The following is a 20,024-nucleotide window of genomic DNA, read 5'->3' as shown; positions in this document are numbered from 1 at the left end:
CGATCCATATTGCGAACACCCCCAACGGAAGCCAGTATGCGAAGATCCCGTTCCACGCCAGTGGTCCGGTGTGGAAGTAGGAGATCGCCGTGCCGGGGATGAACAACGTTCCCGCCCAGAGGCTGAAGTAACCCAACCAGCGAGGAAATATCGGCGTTGCGCGGCGATCTTGAAAGATCACCGCCGTCAACGCGAAAGCTTGGATCACCGCGAGAAACGGAAAGCCGATCAGGCACAGGTATCCCAGATCGCTAACAGCCTGGACGAGTTCTGTCGAGCGGTCTGCGCGAAACGCAGCCACCTCCAGGAACAGCATTGGGAAGATGAAGATAAGCGCCCCGAGTGCGCCGGTGGTCAGCTGCGTATAAGTCATCACGCAGTTTTCGCCTTCGATGCGCTTCATTTGAACGGCGACGACCGCGGCCCATGGCACCGATATGGCACCGGCCACTCCGCCAAGCCCCACACCGAGGCGGATCAGCGTGCGATGAGATGCGAACACATCGGCGATGGACGCCGCAGAAAGGTTGGGCGAGGGTGGTTGGACCCAGCGGGCCAATGCCATCCAGCCGAGACCGAACAAGATACAGAAGATTGGGCCACACCACGCGCTGACCTTTTGTGTGCCCGCGTTCATAACAGTCTCCTTCGCTCAACTGGCGCATGTCTGCGAGCGCCGGGTCGATCACCGTGGCGGCCATGGTGGAGTGGTACGGGGAAAGGGAACGCAGAAGTATTAGTTGACCGTATGGCTAGACTATTACATGGCGCTGTCGGCTGTGTCAACGGTCACAGTCCGGCGCGGGGATCGCATGGCTCTGCTGCGCGTATGTCAGCGGGTATGGCAAATCCGCCCTGTGGCAGGCCAACCCGAGCATGCGAGCTGAGCCACGCCGCAATGCGCGTTTGGTCAGGCAGCCGCGCTGATCGAGGTGTGGCATCGAAGAGCCCGCGATGACATTTACTGGTCAGGCGTTAAAGAAAACCGCCGACACCACTACGGCGCCCTACGCTCCACTATTGACAATTTACCTTCCAGCCGGTTATCTCGTCATGATTGCCACGCGGCACAAGCCGCCGCAACCGTTACGCCTTCGCGTACCAGACCGCCGTGATCGTGGAGTGAGCCGTTGTCGAGAATAGGTGCTGAACATCCCCCGGTCGTGCTACTGGACGGAAATGCGGGCCTGCCCCGCGAGACCTTGGGCAACAAGGGATATGGAATCGACGCGATGCGCGCGCACGGCTTGGCGGTGCCACCGGCGTTTTGCATCACCACCGAGGTGTGCTCGCGGTTCTTTGCCGACCCCCAACACTCCCTCGACAGGATCTGGGGGGCGGTGCGCGACACAGTGGGCTGGCTGGAGAGGGAGACGAAGCGCACATTCGGTCGAGGTCCGCGCCCACTCTTGGTCAGTGTGCGCAGCGGAGCCGCCCAGTCGATGCCCGGGATGCTGGACACGGTGCTGGACCTGGGCATCGACGACGCCGTGGAAGATGCGCTCGCGGCCGAGTCGACGGCGGCCTTTGCGCTCGACACCCGCGGCCGCTTTATCCGCATGTATAGGGACATCGTGTTGGCCGGCGACGAATCGGTCGACGTCCCCTCGGATCCGTGGGCCCAACTGAAGGGAGCTATCGCGGCGGTGTTCCTCTCGTGGAACAGTCCGCGCGCCGTCGCATACCGGCGACATCACGATCTGGATGAGTCGGCCGGCACCGCGGTGGTGGTGCAAGCCATGGTGTTCGGAAACCTCTCGCGCGATTCGGGTACCGGAGTTCTGTTTTCCCGCAACCCGATGACTGGCGCCAATGAGCCGTTTGGGGAGTGGCTACCCGTCGGCCAGGGCGAGGACCTGGTGTCGGGCCGCGTGGATGCAAAGCCCCTGGCCGCGCTTCTCGACGAGCAGCCGGGCGTTTACCAGCAGTTGATGTCGGCCGCGCGCACATTGGAGCGGCTCAACACCGACGTGCAAGACATCGAGTTCACCGTCGAGGAGGGCACGCTGTGGCTGCTGCAGACGCGCGTGGCCAAGCGATCGGCGCAGGCCGCGGTGCGGCTGGCGCTGCAGTTGTGCCACGAAGGGATGATCGACGAAAAGGAGGCGCTACGCCGCGTCACCGCCGCGCATGTCGAGACGTTGCTCCGACCGTCGCTGCAGCCGGAAACGTGGTTGGCGGCACCGCTATTAGCGAGGGGGCTGCCAGCCTGTCCTGGTGTGGCGTCGGGGCGGGCCTACACCGATATCGATGCGGCTTTGGATGCCGCCGATGAGGGTGAGGACATAATTCTGGTTCGCGCGGCGACCAGTCCCGACGATGTTCAGGGCATGATTGCCGCGCGAGGCATCATTACCGAGACGGGCGGGGCAACGTCGCACGCCGCGGTCGTCAGCCGCGAAATCGGACGGCCCACTGTGGTGGGGTGTGGCGACGGGGTGGTGCAAGCGCTCGATGGCAGGCTGCTTACGGTCGACGGCGGCGAAGGCGAAGTGCGCGAAGGTATCCTCGAACGCACCGCGTGGTCGGAAACCGATTCACCAGACCTGGCCGAACTGGCCGACATCGCACGGCGCATAAGCCCAATCCGCGCACACCCCGCTGGCGACTTCCCGATCTTGGGAAACAACTCCGATGACGTGATCCGTGATGCGTTCGATGCCGGGCACACCGACGTCGTCTCAGCTCACCCGCTGATCACCATGATCACCGCATTGCGAATGGGCATCGGCGCCAAACGGACTGGCCAATATCCGAGTTGACCATCCGGCAGGCGCCGCATTACCGCAATGACCTGCGAGAACGTGCGCGACGCCGCCGGCGATTCGCGGTAGGGCGGTCCGCTTCAACGCGGAACACAACCCTTGTTCGCGGGCAGTTTCGTGCTCGCGGTCTCGAGAATCGGGTGCATCGACGGGTTCGCCACTCCCGCTGCCAGCAGTGGCAGGGCTGGGCAACCTTCATCGGCGCGGGTGCTCCACGATGCGGTACAGTCTTGAGACCGGATATGGAACTTAAGTTCCGTCGCGGGTGCGGTTCAGCACGTCGGCCTTGATCAACACGTGTGCCCGCAACTCAGTCGGTGTCGCGCGGCGCTCGGCGGTAGCCGGTAGCGGAGGAGATGGCGGGTGTTTCGACTTTTCAAGAAGGTGTGGATCCCGCTACTTCTCGTCGTCGTTGTCGCGCTCGGCTCTTATGTCGTGCTCCGGGTCCGTGCCAGTTTCGGTGCCACCGCAAACGCCTCTGGCCACGACGCAAACGCCGACAATACGAAACCCTTCAACCCAAAACACATCACCTACGAGATCACGGCGCCATCGGGGGGCCGCGTCAGCGTCAACTACCTCGATCAAGATGGGCAACCCCACCTCGTCGAAAATGCCCCGCTGCCATGGTCGTACACCATCGTGACGACCCTGCCGTCGATGTCGGCCAACATCGTTGCCCAAGGTGACACCGGCATGCGCAACATCCGATGCCGGGTCATCGTCGACGGTCAAGTCCGCGACGACCGCACCATCAACGAATACGACCCCTTCATCTACTGCCTGGTGAAGTCCGTATGAGTAACGAGCCTGCCACTCGCTCCGGCACCGCGCGCCTGCTGCGCAAGCTGGCGTTGCCGATCGTCCTGCTTTGGCTGCTCGTCGCGCTCGGCACCACCCTGTTCACACCGGCGCTTGGCGAGGTGGCGGGGAAGCACTCGGTGCCCATGACTCCAAGGGACGCGCCGGCGTTCAAGGACATGATGAACATCGGCCACAAGTTCGAGGAGTTCGACACTGACTCCACGGCGATGGTCGTGCTGGAAGGCGACAACAAGCTCGGCGACAGTGCCCACGAGTTCTACAACAAGATCGTCGCCAAGCTCAAGGTCGACAAGCATGTCCAGCACGTTCAGGATTTCTGGAGTGACCCGCTGACAGCCGCCGGCTCCCAAAGCCCGGACGGTAAAGCCGCCTACGTGCAGGTCTTCCTCGACGGTGCTCAGGGCACCACTCCCGCCCACAAGTCGGTCGCCGAGGTCCGCAAGATCGTCAAAAGCGTGCCGCCGCCGCCGGGCGTCAAGGCCTACGTGGCCGGCAACACCGTGCTCAATACCGACACACTTATCGCCGCGCACAACAGCATGGACTTGATGACGGGGGTCACGATCGGCGTCATCTTCGTGATGCTGCTTATCATCTACCGCTCGCTAAAGAACGCGATCCTTGCGTTGATACTGGTCCGCTTCGAGCTGTATGCGGCAGAGGGCATCGTGGCGACCGCCGGCAATCTGAACATCGTCGGCCTGACCCCGTACGCGGTCAGCATGGTCACGATGCTGACCATCGCCACGGGAACCGACTATTTCATTTTCCTGTTGGGCCGCTACCACGAAGCCCGATCCCGTGGCGAAGATCGAGAACAGGCGTACTACAGCGCCTACAACGGCGTGGTGCACGTCATCCTGGGGTCGGGTCTGACGATCGTGGGCGCCTGCCTGTGCCTGACCGCAACCAAGCTTCCGTACTTCCAGACCATGGGTGTGCCGTGCGCCATCGCCTTGGTGGTGACCATGCTGGCAGGTCTGACGCTGGCTCCGGCCCTACTCGCGATCGCGTCCAAGTTCGGTTTCTTCGATCCGAAACGTCAAGTGTCGGAACGGGGTTGGCGCAAAATTGGTACCGCCGTGACGAGGTGGCCGAAGCCGATTATTGTCGTGACGTCCTTTATCGCGGTGATCGGTTTCGTCAGTCTGATGACCTATGTCCCGAGTTACAACGACAAGAAGTTCACCCCACCGGACATCGCGGCAAACGTAGCTCAGACGGCGGCCGAGCGGCATTTCTCCCAAGCGCGCATGAATCCGGAATTGCTGATGGTCGAAGCTGACCATGATCTGCGCGATCCGGCGGACATGCTGATCATCGACAGAATTGCCAAGAGCGTCTTCCATGAGCGCGGCATCGGCCGGGTGCAAACGATCACCCGCCCGCTTGGGGCGCCGATCGAGCACAGTTCGCTGCCATTCGTGGTGGCCATGAATAGTTCCAGCACCCTGCAGACGGCGAAATTCATGAACGACAGTATGGCGTCAATGCTCCAGCAGGCAGACGAGTTGGGCAGAACGCTCAGCGTCATGGAGCACATGTATGGCGTCATGAAGGACCTCACTGACACGACTCACAGTATGGTCGGCAAAACGCACGAACTGTTGGACACCACCAACCAGCTGCGGGACCGCATCGCAGACTTCGACGATTTCTGGAGACCCATTCGCAGCTATTTCTACTGGGAGAAGCACTGTTTCGATATTCCGATGTGCTGGTCGTTGCGATCCATCTTTGATGCGCTGGACGGCATCGACGAGATCTCCGAGAAATTTGCCGGCCTCACAACCGATTTCGACCACCTCGATCGTTTGATGCCTCAGTTGCTGGCCGATTTTCCGCGGATCATCGATTCGATGAAGACGATGCGTGACGCCATAATGTCGACTCACAGCTCCATGGCGGGCATTCAGCGCCACATGCAAGAAGCCGCCGAAGGCTCAACGATGATGGGAAACTACTTCGACCAAGCCAAAAACGACGACAGCTTCTACCTCCCGCCGGAAGTGTTCCAAAACCCCGACTTCAAGCGCGGACTGAAAATGTTCGTGTCGCCGGACGGTAAGGCGGTCCGGTTCATCATCACCCACCAGGGCGACCCCGCTTCGGTCGAGGGAATCCGGCACGTCCAGGGCATCAAGGAAGCGGTCGCTGATGCGATCAAGGGAACTCCGCTGGAATCCGCGAAGGTGTCGCTGGCCGGTACCGCTTCGATGTACAGCGACATGCAGGACGGGGTCGTCATCGACCTGACGATCGCCGGCATCGCGACGCTGATCCTGATCTTTTCCATCATGCTGCTGATCACCCGTAGCTTGGTGGCATCGCTGGTGATCGTCGGCACCGTGCTGGCATCGTTGGGCACCGCATGCGGTCTTTCCGTGCTGCTTTGGCAGGACATCCTCGGGCTGGGTTTGCAGTGGATCGTGCTACCGCTGACGGTCATCATCCTGCTGGCCGTCGGGTCCGACTACAACCTGCTGCTGGTTTCCCGCCTGAAAGAAGAAATCCCGGCCGGCCTCAACACCGGCATCATCCGGGGCATGGGCGCCTCCGGCCGGGTGGTCACCGCGGCCGGCCTCATATTCGCGGCGACCATGGCGTCGATGATCGTCAGCGACCTGGTGGTGATCGGGCAGTTCGGCACCGCGATCGGGTTGGGTCTACTCGTCGACACGTTTATCGTGCGGGCCTTCATGACACCGGCGATCGCCGCCGCGCTGGGCCGCTGGTTCTGGTGGCCGCTGGACACCTTCAGCATGAGGAAAAAGGAGGCCCCAGAGCCAGAGAGCGACACCGCGCCCATCCCAGAACTGACGAGGGTGTAACGCTCACAGCTCCCAAAGGGGCACGCTCTTGGAAGGCATCGGGCATATGAGTGAGATGGAATCGAAGCTTCGCCAACGCACCGTTGGCCGGCTGGACCGATCCCGTGATCCCGCGATCCTCAACGCCGCTCTTGCCGCACTGACCGAGAACGGGTACGACGCCACAAACATGGACGACATCGCTGCGCGTGCTGGCGTCGGCAAGGCTGCAATTTATCGGCGGTGGTCATCGAAAGCGGCGTTGATCACCGATGTTCTCGTCTACTGGCGGCCCGATCTACGCACCGACGACGCCCCCGACACTGGCAGTTTGACCGGCGACATCGAAGCCCTCATCGAACGCGCGGTGGCCTACGACAACGGGTTGATCACCAACGACCTAGTGCTCCGCGTCGCACTGGAAGCCACTCACGACCCGCAGCTCGCGACGGCACTCGACGATCTGATGCTGCTGAGGGGCGGACGGCAAATCTCGATTATTCTGGCCCGCGCCGTAGCCCGCGGTGAAATCGCCGCCGACCGCGACTGGTCCCTGGTCGCGGACGTACTGACCGCGATGAGCCTGCTACGAGTGCTCAACAGACGAACCGTTGACGCGAATTTCCTGCGACAAGTCACCGACACGCTCGTTCTCCCGGCACTGTCCACCTAGCGCTGTCTGACCTAAGCGCAGCCGAACGCCTGACGACCCCCGGCGTCGCCCAGTAGTACATCAATGCACCGTCGGCACGCTCCGCGACGACAATCCCCTCACCGTTGGGGCGCACAGAGAGGGGTTTCCCGGGCGGCTAAAGTCAGCGGCCCGCACGGGGCTCACTGGTGGGAGAATACGTCCATGACAACGTGCCGCGGGCGGCGATGCAGCGCTGGAACCTCAGCGTCGATAGCGATAATTCCTAGCCGTCCGTGTGTATCAGGCGCTGGCACAAGGGAAGCCGGTCGCTGACCCGCTCGACGCATCCAGCGATTGTGCGCGAGCGGGCTGGCTCGTAGCGTTAATGCAGGCTGTCTCCTAACAACCTGCGGGAAAGGACAACGCGGTGAAGAAGGTTCTCGTCACCGGATCGGGTACCGGATTCGGACACGAAGTGGTAATGCGTCTCGCCGAGAAAGGGTTCGACGTGATTGCCGCAGTGGAGATTTGGGCCCAGGTCCAAACCTTGAAGCGCCAGGCGGCCGAGCGGGGGGTCAGCCTGCAAGTCGAGAAGCTGGACGTCACTGACCCCGGAGACCGCAAGAAAGCGCTGAGCTGGGACGTCGAAATCCTGGTGAACAACGCCGGGGTGGGCGAGGGTGGCTCGACCCTCGACATTCCGGCAGCCAATATCCGGCACCAGTTCGAGGTGAACGTCATCGGCCCACTGCTATTGACCCAGCAGATCGCCAAGCAGATGGTCAAGCGGGGTGAGGGTCGGATCGTGTGGGTGTCATCCCGGGAGGGACTGAACGTCAATCCTTTCACCGGGATCTACGCCGCTTCCAAGCACGCTGTCGAAGCCATCGCCGAGACCATGGCCAACGAGCTGCAGGAATTCAACATCGAGGTGGCCACCGTGAACCCGGGACCGTTCCTGACCGGTTTCAATGACCGGATGTTCCAGACCTGGCAGAGCTGGGAGGACGATGGGTCGGAGCGACTCTACGACTACTCGAAACTCGCCTTCCCCAGGGCACAATTCGACCCCGAGCCGGTGTACGCCACGATGACAGCGGTGGCCGCGGGCGAGATCGATTCCTACCGCAACCTGGAGCCCAAATCAATGCTCGAGGAGACGAAGCAGCTCATCGAGGCTCCCTGGAAGCGGAAAACGAGGGATGACCTTGGTAAGCGGCCGGACAAGCTGCAGGCGTCATTCGACATGAAACCGGAGACGCCCGTCTCGACCTAGATCTGGCGCAGACCGTGAAAACCGAAGGACCACAAAGCCATAAGGACCAGAAGGGATACGTATGTCGCGCCATCGCGTCGTCATCATCGGAAGCGGATTCGGTGGCCTGACTGCTGCCAAGGCACTCAAAAGGGCCGATGTCGATATCACGCTTATCTCGAAAACAACGACCCACCTCTTCCAGCCACTGCTGTATCAGGTGGCCACCGGGATCTTGTCCGAAGGCGATGTTGCCCCGACCACCAGGCTGATCCTGCGCAAGCAAAAAAACGTCCGGGTGTTACTAGGAGACGTCAATGGGATCGACCTGCAGGCGAAGACGGTCACCTCGAAGCTGATCGACATGCAAACCGTGACGCCGTACGACAGCCTGATCGTCGCCTCCGGCGCCCAGCAGTCCTACTTCGGCAACGACCAGTTCGCCACCTTCGCGCCGGGGATGAAGACCATCGACGATGCCCTTGAGCTGCGCGGCCGCATCCTTGGCGCGTTCGAGGCCGCCGAGGTCGCCACCGACCAGGCCGAGCGGGACCGCCGCCTGACCTTCGTGGTGGTCGGCGCGGGACCGACCGGCGTCGAGGTGGCTGGACAGATCGTGGAACTCGCCGAGCGCACCCTGGCCGGGGCCTATCGCACCATCAAGCCCAGCGACTGCCGGGTGATCCTGCTCGACGCCGCGCCCGCGGTCCTGCCCCCGATGGGGGAGAAGCTGGGTCTCATCGCCCAGCGCCGGCTCGAGAAGATGGGCGTCGAGGTTCAGCTCAACGCCATGGTGACCGCCGTCAACTATCAGGGCATCACTATCAAGGACAAAGCCGGTGATGAACGGCGCATCGCATGCGCATGCAAGGTGTGGGCGGCAGGCGTGCAGGCCAGCGAGCTGGGCAAGATAATCGCCGAGCAGTCCGACGGAACCGAGGTCGACCGCGCCGGCCGGGTGGTTGTGCAGCCCGACCTGACCGTCAAGGGACACCCGAACGTCTTTGTCATCGGTGATCTGATGTCGGTGGCCGGCGTGCCCGGGATGGCGCAAGGAGCGATCCAGGGCGCGACCTACTCAACCAAGCTGATCAAGCAGGGACTCAAAGGCCACGACGACCCGACCACCCGTAAGCCCTTCAAGTACTTCAACAAAGGCAGCATGTCGACGATCTCCCGATTCAGCGCTGTCGCGCAAGTCGGCAAGTTGGAGTTCGGCGGCTTTATCGCCTGGCTGGCGTGGCTGCTGCTGCACCTGTACTACCTTGTCGGGCACCGGAACCGCATCGCGGCTCTGTTCGCTTGGGGGATATCGTTTTTGGGGCGTAGTCGCGGTCAGCTGGCCATCACCAGCCAGATGGTCTACGCCAGGGTGGTGACGAACATGATGCAGGCACATGCGGAAGAAGGGGCGTTGGCGGCAGCCGAACGCGCCGAAGCCGCCGAGCGAAAAGCCGCCGGCTAGCGTCTGATGATCCGCGGAAAGTCTGTCCTCGTAACGGGTTCCACCTCCGGCATTGGTCTTGCCGTCGCTCGCGCCTTCGCCGCCGAGGGTGCAAACGTGACCCTCAACGGTTTTGGTGACCCCGAGCTCGTTGAGCAACAGCGCCGCAGTATCGAGGAGATGTTCGGGGTAACGGTGGCTTATTCGGACGCCGATGTGACCCAGCCGGTCGAGATTGCCGAGATGATCAGCGACGCCGAAAAGACCTTCGGCGTCGTCGATGTCCTCGTTAACAATGCCGGCATCCAGTACGTGGCGAAGGTGGAAGATTTCCCGGTCGAGAAGTGGGACGCGGTGATCGCCACGAATTTGTCGGCCGCTTTCCACACATGTCGGTGCGCACTGCCCGGGATGAAACGCCAAGGCTGGGGCCGCATCATCAACGTCGCTTCGGCGCACGGCCTCGTTGCAAGCGCCAACAAGGCGGCATACGTCGCCGCCAAGCACGGCGTTGTTGGCCTGACCAAGGTGGTGGCAATCGAAACCGCCGACCATGGCATCACGTGCAACGCGATCTGCCCCGGTTGGGTTATGACGCCTCTGATCGCGCAGCAAATCGAAGCGTTCGCCAACACCGCGGGAAAGTCCTTTGACGAGGCCAAGCAAGAATTCGTTGCCGGAAAGCAGCCGATGACCCGCTATACCCGCCCGGAGGACATCGGCGCGCTCGCGGTCTTCCTGGCTGGCGATGCGGCCGCCACCATCACCGGCGCCAGTTATTCGATCGACGGCGGCTGGACCACTCAGTGAGACGACAGGAACACGAGAAGGAACCCAGCCGACATCGATTTGCGATCGGGATGCCGGATTCCGTTGGCGCTTCTCAGTCTTGGCCCCTGCCTCCGAACAGCTGCAGGAAGAACTGGAACACGTTGAGAGCATCCAGGAAGATCGAAGCGGCGATAAGCGGTGCCGAGTCCATATCTGTCGATCGGCGGAGCCGCTGGAAGTCGACCATAGTCAGACCTGCGAAGACGACCAGCCCCAGAATCGAGTAGATGACCGCGCCGCCGGGAATGTGGACGAAGATCAACACGACGCCGAATCCGATGAGCGCAAGCAGCGCCCAGAAGCCGACACGCGCGATGCCGGACAGGTCGGTGCGGGTGGCGTAACCGAAGGCGCCGCAGCCGGCGATGAACAGGGCCGTCGCACCGCCAGCCTCCCACAGCGCCTGGGGGTCCGCGTTGGCGTAATAGACCAGCATGGGTGCTGTCCCCAGCCCCATCAGCAGCCCGACCCCGAACAACAGTGCCATGCCCAGACCCGCGGAGCTGCGGATGGCGAAACGCATTCCGATCAGGCAGCCGAACGCCAGGATGAAGAACACAAAAGCCAAACCATTGCCCAGGTTACGGCCCAGGTAGGCGCCGACCGCGAATAGGCCGGCGGTTGCGGCCACCGCCCACATGACCTGACCGAAAAGGGTCCGAGTCCGGTTCTGTACCCCAACTGCGCCGTAGTCGGCTGAGCTCATAGCAAGTCCGTCCTAAGTCGGGAAAATGGTTTCGGAGGTGCGGTGTTTCGCTTGCCAGGGTTTCGCGATGACTGGTCTCCGTCGATGGCCCGGGCGACAACGTCGGCACCCGGTCGGTGTGTCTTCGAACATTGCTCAGTGTGCCGTACGCCCTTGGCAGCTTAAAAGGTGCGAAGGCCTGAAAGCTGGTGGTCGTGCCTGCCGGCGTTCCGCATCGCCAGTACAACACCGGTGGCGTGACCGAGAAGCACCTGTCAGTGTCGGCACCGGCTCCAGAGGCCGGAAAACCATGGGACCGTCGCGTCGACTTCACCGCGAGCGGTGATGACACCACCGGGTCACAGTCCGTATTCAAGCCAGCCTGACCCAGAGGATAGCTACCTGCTGAATCGGAATCGCCAAACCTCTTTGGAATCCGACTCGCAAGGGAAACTATGGACGTATGGGTACAGCGCTGCGAGCGAGACCGTGGGTTCGGCTTGGCACCAGCGTGCTGGCGGGCGGTGGACTGGCGGTGTTCGCTTTCGGATTGGCCGGCGGCATCGCCCAGGCGGCGCCGGCTCCTGCGCCCGACAGTCACTGGTGCCCGGGTGATCAATGGGACCCGGGCTGGGGCAAGGCCTACGACTGGGACTGGAATCACTGCCATGACTGGCAAGGTCCGGCAGGTCAGATTGGCCGGACGAGCTGGGGGCCCTGGGGAGTTCCGCCGCCATGGGCGCCGCCCCAGCCACCCCCACCGCCGTGGGCGCCCGGGGCTCAGCTGATGTGGAACCAGACCGCCAATGGTTGGGGATTCTGGGACAACGGAATATGGACTTCGATCTAAGGGAGACGCGATGACTGAGCCGCTGCGGGATATTAGAGACTTCAGCGGCGACGCCGACGCCTACCGCGACGAGCTTTTCCGACGCTGGACGGGGCTACTCAGCTACCGGTATATCGGTCGCAAACATTCGTCGATGGACATCGGCGAGGCCGACGATACCGTCACCATCCGCCGCGATATGCGCAATGCGGCGGGCGGAATCATGGTGGCGCCGTTGGCCATAGCCTCGCCCGAGGGCTGTCAGGCTGACCTGGTCGCGGTGCCCAACCCGGTGATCGCCTCGGTCCAGATCGTCGACCCCGGCTACGACGTGAAGAAGGTCGAAGTCGTCGAGTCCGGCAACGTGCATCAGGGCCGGATGATGGGCTACGGCCGCTGCAAGATCGTCGACGCCGACAACCCGGAGCGGGTCATCGCCTTCAACGAGGGGCAGGGCGCGATCATCGGTGTTCCGCCGGAAGGCCTTGACAAGATGGATGTTTCGGGCACCGAACTTGTGATCGAGGACTCGCCCGATCTGCCGCCCCTGTGGCAGGCGTTCGGCGCATCCAAACGCCCCGACGGGCATTGGGTGCTGCCCGCGTTGAGCGCTGAGCTGGCCTCACCCGACGCGGCGCTGCATATCGGGCCGCAGCACGTCTTGCTCGAAACCGCTGCGATCGACCTGGCCGCCGACACGGTCGGCACCAGGAAGCTTCAGGTGGTGAGCTGGCATGTGATGTTCATGTCGCGGGGCAAGGTCGGGCCGTTCCGGGTCGACGGCACCGCGCATGCCGGCGGATCCGGCAAGGTCGGCGTGCGCATGTTGCTCCATGACGAGGGCAATGGCAACAAGGCCGTGACATCCGCCGCGGCGATCTTCGAGATCGTCGATTAGGTCGAGCAGCAGGTACCCGATGGATGAGCTGGCGGCGCTATCCGGGCGGAAGAGGCCGCTTCAGCGCACAGACGACGGTCCATTCAAAAAGTAGGTCCCCGACTTTGTCGTAGTCCCTGAAATGATGGGAGACCTGAGTTCGCTCCGCCGAGGAGCTCATCACCTCCCAGCCCTCTTCGCCCAAGGCCTTCGTCTGACGGCTGATTTCGTCTATCACAGCTTGCAGCGATTCGTTCGTGTGGTAGATGAAGGTGCTCTCCCACCGCTGCGGATGCCATTTTCCGTCTGATGCCAGCCATCCGGCCGGCGCGGGCGAAGGGTTGCTCATGCCGCGGCACCTTACGCGGCGGAGCCCTCAGCAAGATGAACGAAACTCGACCGGCGGTTTACAGGTTGTCATGTCTCGCTTTAGCTGGGTTACTTCTTGGTCGGCTATTCCGCCCGGTGATCTCCTCGCCTCGGCTGCGTTCACCCCCAAGACCAGCGGCGCGCCATCAGACGTTGACGACCGCGTAACAAAATTGCCATCGATGAACCATAAAGTCCGGATCATTCGACCGTCGGATGCGATGCATCTGTAATGATAGGGACTCCATTGAGCGGCAACGCAACGCGCCTTCAGGCGATGAACAACGTCGAGGCGTATGTGCCTCCTGCATTCAGCTTCGACCCCGGTGAAGAACCCGGCGAGGTCTTCGGCGCCAACGTCTTCACCAAGGCCGAGATGCAGGCCCGGCTACCCAAGTCGGTGTACAAGTCCATCGTCGCCACCATCGACAAAGGCACCAAGCTTGACCCCGCGGTCGCCGACGCGGTCGCCGTGGCCCTGAAGGATTGGGCGCTGGAGAAGGGTGCCACCCACTACGCCCATGTGTTCTACCCGATGACCGGCCTGACCGCCGAGAAGCACGACAGCTTCCTGGATCCCGTCGGCGACGGGACCACGCTCGCTGAGTTCGCCGGCAAGACCCTCATCCAGGGCGAACCCGATGCCTCCAGCTTCCCGTCAGGTGGTCTGCGGAGCACCTTCGAGGCGCGCGGCTACACCGGCTGGGACGCCACCAGCCCGGCCTACATCCTGGAGAACCCGAACGGCAATACGCTGTGCATCCCGACGGTCTTCGTCTCGATGACCGGTGAGGCACTGGACTACAAGACGCCGCTACTGCGCAGCCAGCAAGCCATGGGCGTGCATGCCGAGCGCGTCCTGAAGCTGTTCGGTCACAAGGATCTCAATCACGTCGTGTCGTTCTGCGGCCCGGAGCAGGAGTACTTCCTGGTTGATCGGCACTTCTTCCTAGCGCGACCGGACCTGATCAATGCCGGCCGAACATTGTTCGGCGCTAGGCCGCCGAAAGGCCAGGAGTTCGACGACCACTACTTCGGCGCTGTGCCCGAGCGTGTCCTCGGCTTCATGATGGACACCGAGCGCGAGCTGTTCAAACTCGGTATTCCCGCCAAGACCCGGCACAACGAGGTGGCCCCCGGCCAGTTCGAGCTGGCGCCGATGTTCGAGCGAGCCAACATCGCCTCTGACCACCAGCAGCTGACGATGACGATCTTCAAGACGCTGGCCAAAAAGCACGGCATGGAATGCCTGTTCCACGAGAAGCCATTCGCCGGCGTCAACGGATCCGGTAAGCACGTCAACTTCTCCTTGGGTAATTCGGAGCTGGGCTCGCTCCTGGTCCCGGGCGATACCCCGCACGAGAACGCGCAGTTCCTGGTGTTCTGCGCCGCGGTGATCCGGGCTGTGCACAAATTCTCCGGGTTGCTCCGCGTTTCGGTCGCGTCGGCGACGAACGACCACCGCTTGGGCGCCAACGAGGCACCGCCGGCAATCATCTCGATCTTCCTCGGTGAACAGCTCGCCGACGTGTTCGAGCAGATCGCCAAGGGTGCAGCCACGTCGTCAAAGGGTAAGGGCACCATGATCATTGGTGTCGACACGCTGCCGCCATTGCCGACCGATCCGGGCGACCGCAACCGCACCAGCCCGTTCGCGTTCACCGGCAACCGGTTTGAATTCCGGGCGCCGGGCTCTGGGCAGACGGTTGCCGTGCCGTTGATCGTCCTCAACACGATCATGGCGGACTCGCTGGACTACTTGGCCACGAAGCTGGAGAAGGCTGTGGGCGACGGCGAGGACTTCGACCAGGCAGTGCAGACATTGCTCACCGAGGTCATCACCGAACACGGTGACGTGGTGTACAACGGCGACGGGTACTCAGAGAAGTGGCAGATCGAGGCGGCCGAGCGAGGTTTGCCGAACCTCAAGACCACGTTGGACGCCGTTCCGGAGTTGATCAAGCCGGAAGCGGTCGAAGTCTTCGAGAAGTACGGGGTGTTCAGCGAACGCGAGCTGCACAGCCGCTACGAGGTCCAGCTGGAGCAGTACGTGCTGACCGTCGCGGTCGAGGCGAAGCTGACGCTGGAATTGGGAACGACGGTCGTTCTGCCCGCCGCGATCCGCTACCAGACCGAGCTCGCGCAAAACGTCGCGGCGTTGAAGGCCGCCGGTGTGGAACCGAGCCTGACTGCGCTGGAGGCGGTTTCGGCCCCGACAGCGGATCTCGAGGCGGCGCTGGCCACATTGAAGACGGCGCTGTCCGATCACTCGGCGGAGTCGGCGCTCGACGAGGCCTACCACGCCCAAAAGTCGCTGCTGCCGGCGATGGAGGCGGTGCGCACCGCTGCCGACAAGCTGGAAGGCATCGTCGCCGACGACCTGTGGCCGTTACCGACGTACCAGGAGATGCTCTACGTCCTCTGACGCGCGAGCGCCGGTTAGCGGTTAGGGCTTTATAGGACTCGCCCGGCTTCGGAACGAGTTCCGTTGTACCCCTGCATGTTTTGCCATGGCACCAGCTCAGCCTGCATCGTTGCCAACATCACCCGATGGATCCACATAGCCATTGTTGTGAGAACGCTACGCGAAACAACGAGTTTCATGTAGGCCCTCCAACCGGTGCTAGTGCTCGAGTACCGCATATAAGGTTTTCCTCCGACTGGTTACGAGTAGTTGTCGTCCGGGCGAACACGTCGAAGCTGTTCCTAGTGGCGGGGTTTTCGCGCCGTGAGCAATTCTGACAGCCTCGCAACCCTTGCAGCAGTTGCCCAATCGGCGTGTCGGGTTGGGCGGCTTCCCCCGCTGCACTAAACCGTGCTTACGGGACAAAAAGTGTTCACGGTTTCCGGGGATTGCCACGGATCACCCCCGGCAAGCGACATAATTCTCGTTTCGGTGGCTGAACCGTAAGGAGTGGCGGTGATGGACTGCGGTGCTGACGGTTTAGTTGCCAGGCCGTACTTTGTCGCCATCCGGGTGTTTGTTCCGGCGCTGTCCGCGATGTTGACATTTCTGCTGCTGGGCGTTGCTGGTGTTGCCCCCGCGTCCGCAGCGCCGGTTGGGCCGGCCGGCCCAGGGCTTGGCGAAAGGACGGTGGGTTGGGACACCTATCGCCGATTGGATCGGTTGCCGTATCTGCGCGCCGACACTCAGAGTCTGGAGTTGTCCAGCTTCGATCGAAGCGGTGGCGATTTCGACATCTCCACCGGCAACAACAACGGCAGCGGTGGCTGCCTGGCGTCCGGTGGTGCGGGCTGTGTCGTCGCGGAGGCGCGCGGTGCCGGCGAGATCGATTCGATCTGGTTCACCCGCGATGGCGGCAAGCTGACCGCGATGGGAACGATCCGCATCGAGCTTGATGGACACACGGTGATCGACACGCCGTTGCAACCGTTGGTCGATGGCGTCCTGGGCGCGCCATTCGTGTGGCCGTTGGTGGCCAACGCTGGGCAGTCGCCGGGGGGCGATTACATCAAAGTACCCATGCCGTATCGGCAGTCGATGCGGATCAGCGTCGGATCGAATTTGCAGTACTACCACGTCGACTATCGCCAGTTTTCGACCGCCGATGGCGTGACCACCTTCTCACCCTCCGACCCTGCACTCGACGTGATCGCCACCCTCCGCGGCGCCGGGGCCGTCGACCCCAAACCGTCGGCGCGCACAGCAACACATCACCACCGCGTCGTCGACCTTCCCGCCGACATGGGCGTAACCATCGCGGAATCGACTGGCTCGGGCAGCATCTCGGGTCTACGCCTGCGGCTGCCACGGACCGCGGATCAACTCCTTGCCGGGTTGCGGCTGCAGATCGAGTTCGACGGCCGAATCTTGGTCGACTCGCCGCTGGGGGAGTTCTTCGGCGCCGGGCTGGGCACCGACAATGTGCAATCGCTGATGTTCGCCAGCGTCCCACAGCCGGATGGGTCGTTGTCACTGTCGGCATGGTGGCCAATGCCTTTCGCGCGCACCGCCCGCGTCACCCTCGTCAACATCAGCGGCAATCCGGTATTCGGAATCGACAGCGACGTGGTGACCATGCCCGACCCCCAGTGGGCGCCCGCGCTAGCCGGCGGCCGCGCTGGGTACTTCACCGCACGCTCGCACGCCGGACCAACGGCGCTCGGTCAGGACTGGGTGTTCGCTGACGAACAAGGCCACGGCAAATTCGTCGGCGTCAGCCACACCATCCACGGTTCGCGGATCAAGACGAAGTTTGGTGACGCCTCCCCGTACTTTCTCGAAGGAGCCGAACGGGTTTACACCGACGGGTCCGCGTCGCCGCAGTGGTACGGCACCGGCACCGAGGACTTCTACGAGGGCGGCTGGTACTTCCACAACGGCACGATCTACAGCGACCCGCTGACCGGCCAGCCCGATCAACGCACGGCCACCGGCGGATGTGCGGACTACTGTGTCGCGGTCTATCGACTGATGCTCGCGGACGCTGTCGACTACCACTCCGCAATCCGATTCGGCATCGAGCACGGCAAACGCAACATGGTCCAACCCGACTACAGCTCAACCGCATTCGTCTACACACAACCGAACGACATCATCACACCGAGCGACGACGTCAGCCCTACCGATCCGGTCAGCCGACTCCTGCACGGGTACGCCGACGGCGACGCCACCGACCAGCTGCTCACCGGCGAATACGAGGGCACTGACGATGCCCGCCCCATCGCCGGGTTAGTCCACGCCACCAGCGCCGCGATCACCTTCCACGTCCTCGTTAGCCCGAACAACCACGGAATCCTGTTGCGCCGCACGTCGGACCAAGCGGCCGGTTTTCAATCGGCTGACGTTGCCATCGACGGCATACCGGCCGGGACCTGGCTAGAGCCACGCAGCAACAATTCGCATCGCTGGCTGGACGACACGTTCCTCGTGCCCGACCGTCTTACCGCAGGCAAAAACCTCGTCACGGTCGGACTCACTCCAACCCCGGATTCGCCCCCCTGGACTGCCAGCCGCTACCACGTGGACGCCCTGACGGCGCCGTCCTAGGCTCGCCGACGCCTTCACGGCGGCTGTGCGCATCGGCGGCTGTGCCTAGCCAGCTCCCGGTGTGATTATTGGAAAGTCGATTAATGGTTGTTGCTGCGGCGGTAGCGGAGTCGCCGGGGCCTGCGTGATCGGTTGCCCCATGTGCTGGGGGCAGTAAGCGCTCGCCGCGATCATGGTGAACTGGGCGGCGCCGTCGGCGGTAAATCCCGGATTGCTCGACGACACGCTCTTGATGACGCGGGCTTGGGGATTGCCCTGGTCCATCAGTTCGCACGCCTTTTTGCCGACCGCGACGGCGGCAGTTGGGTCCTGGTACGTGATGCCGGCCTTATTGAGCGCCGCCAAAAAGCTCGCGTCGCGCCCCGAACTGCCCGGATCAGCCTGTGCCGGCGCGGCCACCCCGAGCACGGCGGCGAAGCCGGCAAGCATGACAAGGAATCGCATGGCTTCATCCTCGTGCAGATTGGCGCCATTGTCTCGTCCAATTTCAACGCGGATGAATCATTACTGATCCGGCGCCGAACGGGGCCAGATTGCTCGCAGGCGCGCCGGCTGCGTCAGCACCGAGGGCAGGCCGCGGCCAAGAAACCAGCGTTCCTGGGCACGGTGCGCGGTAACCGTCGTAGTCCTGGCGGCCCCTTCCAGGATCGGCATCAGTCGGCGACTGTAAACGCACTCTGAATTACGAGGAACCGCCTTGCTGGCTTTCGCTGTTCTTCATATTTGCGCTGCTTTGCACCCGTACACTTCTGCCGGCATTACCACCGTTAAGAAGAGACGAAGGGAATCGGATGCCCGCACCTCGCTGGTTAGTCGGACTCGCCATCCCCGTGATGGCTGGCGCTGCCCTTGTTAGTAGCGCTGCGATTGCGACTGCCACCACCCCTCAGGATGACGCATACCTCAACGCACTGCGCGCCGTCGGTCTCACTTGGCCGCCCCAGACGGACGAGGCACTCATCGCGGAGGCGCACGACATCTGCTACGACCTCACTTGGGGTTGGCAGCCACAAGTGATTGCCGACGACATTCACGACCACTTGAACAAGAGGGGCGTCACATTGGGAGACGTCGGAGCCATGGTTAACGCGGCACACAGGACCTATTGCCCCGGTAACGTGTGCGCCGCCCCTACCCTTTGCGAATGACAGCACGAACGGCCTCGTGATGTCCGGCGACTTCCGGTAGGGATCACGGCCCAGTCAGGACCACTCCGGCGAGATCGGTCCAGCGAGCGAGAATTTCTTTGCGGTGTTGGGGATTTCGACCATGCATGGCGTCGACGACGGTGCCGCGGACCAGGTTGACGGTCATCCAGAATGTGCTCGCCAGGCGATCAGGCGAAGTCCGCGGCTCGATCAGCCTGGCGGTGATGGCCAGGACATCCTGGTTCAGGTCATGTTGGATGCGCAGCATGTGCTGGCGCCGCTCGTCGTCGTGACGGATCGCAACGTACAGCTCGCCTGATGCGCGACCGACCTCACCGGCGAATGTCGATACGACCAGGGCCACCAACACATCCGCCGGCGGGGTGTTCGCCGAAACCGCTCGGCCACCCGCGTCGCTGGATCGTCGGACCGACGCGGGTGCTCCGTTCGTAACTGGCCAGGGCGTCGTCGATGGTGCGATGTTGGGGCGCGAAGAGCACGCCGAGCGACGAAATAGCCTCGTCGAGGCTTGCGATACGCG

General features: G+C 62.8%; 18 protein-coding genes and 1 pseudogene. 13 read left to right on the top strand and 6 right to left on the bottom strand.

All coding sequences use genetic code 11. The annotated features are described in order from the left end of the window. On the bottom strand, positions 1–637 hold a 637-nt coding region (locus VNW74_RS16550), incomplete at its 3' end, for a hypothetical protein (protein WP_325678667.1). A gap of 493 nt (positions 638–1,130) precedes the next feature. Here VNW74_RS16550 and VNW74_RS16545 point away from each other — a divergent pair. From VNW74_RS16545 to VNW74_RS16515, 7 genes are all read left to right on the top strand, one after another. Then, positions 1,131–2,762: a pyruvate, phosphate dikinase gene (locus VNW74_RS16545; RefSeq protein ID WP_325678665.1), complete on the top strand. Its 1,632-nt coding sequence runs from the start codon at positions 1,131–1,133 to the stop codon at positions 2,760–2,762. Between the two features lie 366 nt (positions 2,763–3,128). Next, the gene (locus VNW74_RS16540) at positions 3,129–3,566 is read left to right on the top strand and encodes an MmpS family transport accessory protein (RefSeq protein ID WP_325678663.1); all 438 of its coding nucleotides are present in this window, start codon (positions 3,129–3,131) and stop codon (positions 3,564–3,566) included. After that, complete coding sequence (locus VNW74_RS16535) at positions 3,563–6,421, top strand: MMPL family transporter (protein WP_325678661.1); 2,859 nt, start codon at positions 3,563–3,565, stop codon at positions 6,419–6,421. Before VNW74_RS16540 ends, VNW74_RS16535 begins: the two co-directional genes overlap by 4 nt. A 46-nt stretch (positions 6,422–6,467) precedes the next feature. Beyond that, a complete protein-coding gene (locus VNW74_RS16530) occupies positions 6,468–7,073 on the top strand; it encodes a TetR/AcrR family transcriptional regulator (protein ID WP_325678659.1) in 606 nt (201 codons plus the stop codon). Between the two features lie 388 nt (positions 7,074–7,461). Beyond that, a complete protein-coding gene (locus VNW74_RS16525) occupies positions 7,462–8,310 on the top strand; it encodes an SDR family oxidoreductase (RefSeq protein ID WP_325678656.1) in 849 nt (282 codons plus the stop codon). A 61-nt stretch (positions 8,311–8,371) separates the two neighbouring features. Then, a complete protein-coding gene (locus tag VNW74_RS16520) occupies positions 8,372–9,754 on the top strand; it encodes an NAD(P)/FAD-dependent oxidoreductase (RefSeq protein ID WP_325678654.1) in 1,383 nt (460 codons plus the stop codon). Positions 9,755–9,760: 6 nt separating this feature from the next. Continuing rightward, on the top strand, positions 9,761–10,543 hold the full coding sequence (locus VNW74_RS16515) for a 3-hydroxybutyrate dehydrogenase (RefSeq protein WP_325678652.1): 783 nt from the start codon (positions 9,761–9,763) through the stop codon (positions 10,541–10,543). Between the two features lie 73 nt (positions 10,544–10,616). Here VNW74_RS16515 and VNW74_RS16510 read toward each other — a convergent pair whose 3' ends face one another. Continuing rightward, complete coding sequence (locus VNW74_RS16510) at positions 10,617–11,270, bottom strand: Bax inhibitor-1/YccA family protein (RefSeq protein WP_325678650.1); 654 nt, start codon at positions 11,268–11,270, stop codon at positions 10,617–10,619. 194 nt (positions 11,271–11,464) lie between these two features. On the opposite strand from VNW74_RS16510, the gene VNW74_RS16505 reads away from it, so the two are divergent. The 3 genes from VNW74_RS16505 (at position 11,465) to VNW74_RS16495 (ending at position 12,976) form a co-directional block, all read left to right on the top strand. Beyond that, the gene (locus VNW74_RS16505; protein ID WP_325678648.1) at positions 11,465–11,635 is read left to right on the top strand and encodes a hypothetical protein; all 171 of its coding nucleotides are present in this window, start codon (positions 11,465–11,467) and stop codon (positions 11,633–11,635) included. A gap of 77 nt (positions 11,636–11,712) precedes the next feature. Next, a complete protein-coding gene (locus tag VNW74_RS16500; protein ID WP_325678646.1) occupies positions 11,713–12,099 on the top strand; it encodes a hypothetical protein in 387 nt (128 codons plus the stop codon). Positions 12,100–12,109: 10 nt separating this feature from the next. After that, the gene (locus tag VNW74_RS16495) at positions 12,110–12,976 is read left to right on the top strand and encodes a hypothetical protein (RefSeq protein WP_325678644.1); all 867 of its coding nucleotides are present in this window, start codon (positions 12,110–12,112) and stop codon (positions 12,974–12,976) included. A gap of 37 nt (positions 12,977–13,013) precedes the next feature. Here VNW74_RS16495 and VNW74_RS16490 read toward each other — a convergent pair whose 3' ends face one another. After that, positions 13,014–13,304: a hypothetical protein gene (locus VNW74_RS16490; protein WP_325678642.1), complete on the bottom strand. Its 291-nt coding sequence runs from the start codon at positions 13,302–13,304 to the stop codon at positions 13,014–13,016. A 267-nt stretch (positions 13,305–13,571) separates the two neighbouring features. Between VNW74_RS16490 and VNW74_RS16485 the strand changes: the two genes are divergently transcribed. Together VNW74_RS16485 and VNW74_RS16480 are read left to right on the top strand one after the other, a co-directional pair. Beyond that, a complete protein-coding gene (locus tag VNW74_RS16485; RefSeq protein WP_325678640.1) occupies positions 13,572–15,749 on the top strand; it encodes a glutamine synthetase III in 2,178 nt (725 codons plus the stop codon). 576 nt (positions 15,750–16,325) lie between these two features. Then, positions 16,326–18,335: a glycoside hydrolase family 172 protein gene (locus VNW74_RS16480; protein ID WP_325678671.1), complete on the top strand. Its 2,010-nt coding sequence runs from the start codon at positions 16,326–16,328 to the stop codon at positions 18,333–18,335. A 45-nt stretch (positions 18,336–18,380) separates the two neighbouring features. Here the strand turns inward: VNW74_RS16480 and VNW74_RS16475 are convergent, their stop codons facing one another. Beyond that, positions 18,381–18,779 carry a DUF732 domain-containing protein gene (locus VNW74_RS16475; protein ID WP_325678638.1) on the bottom strand — a complete coding sequence of 133 codons (399 nt, stop codon included), beginning with the start codon at positions 18,777–18,779 and terminating at the stop codon, positions 18,381–18,383. A gap of 347 nt (positions 18,780–19,126) precedes the next feature. On the opposite strand from VNW74_RS16475, the gene VNW74_RS16465 reads away from it, so the two are divergent. Next, complete coding sequence (locus VNW74_RS16465; RefSeq protein ID WP_414686700.1) at positions 19,127–19,483, top strand: DUF732 domain-containing protein; 357 nt, start codon at positions 19,127–19,129, stop codon at positions 19,481–19,483. A 43-nt stretch (positions 19,484–19,526) separates the two neighbouring features. On the opposite strand, the gene VNW74_RS16460 is transcribed toward VNW74_RS16465, so the two are convergent. Together VNW74_RS16460 and VNW74_RS16455 are read right to left on the bottom strand one after the other, a co-directional pair. Continuing rightward, positions 19,527–19,847, bottom strand: coding sequence for a hypothetical protein (locus tag VNW74_RS16460; protein ID WP_325678636.1), 321 nt, complete (start codon positions 19,845–19,847; stop codon positions 19,527–19,529). Continuing rightward, positions 19,816–20,024, bottom strand: a pseudogene (locus VNW74_RS16455) (hypothetical protein); the annotation flags it as partial. The gene VNW74_RS16460 and the pseudogene VNW74_RS16455, both read right to left, overlap by 32 nt.

It is taken from the genome of Mycobacterium sp. (assembly GCF_035570115.1).
In the GTDB taxonomy this organism is placed as follows: domain Bacteria; phylum Actinomycetota; class Actinomycetes; order Mycobacteriales; family Mycobacteriaceae; genus Mycobacterium.
Note: the sequence above shows the minus strand (reverse complement) of the source record. Positions and strands in the feature narration are given on the sequence as shown.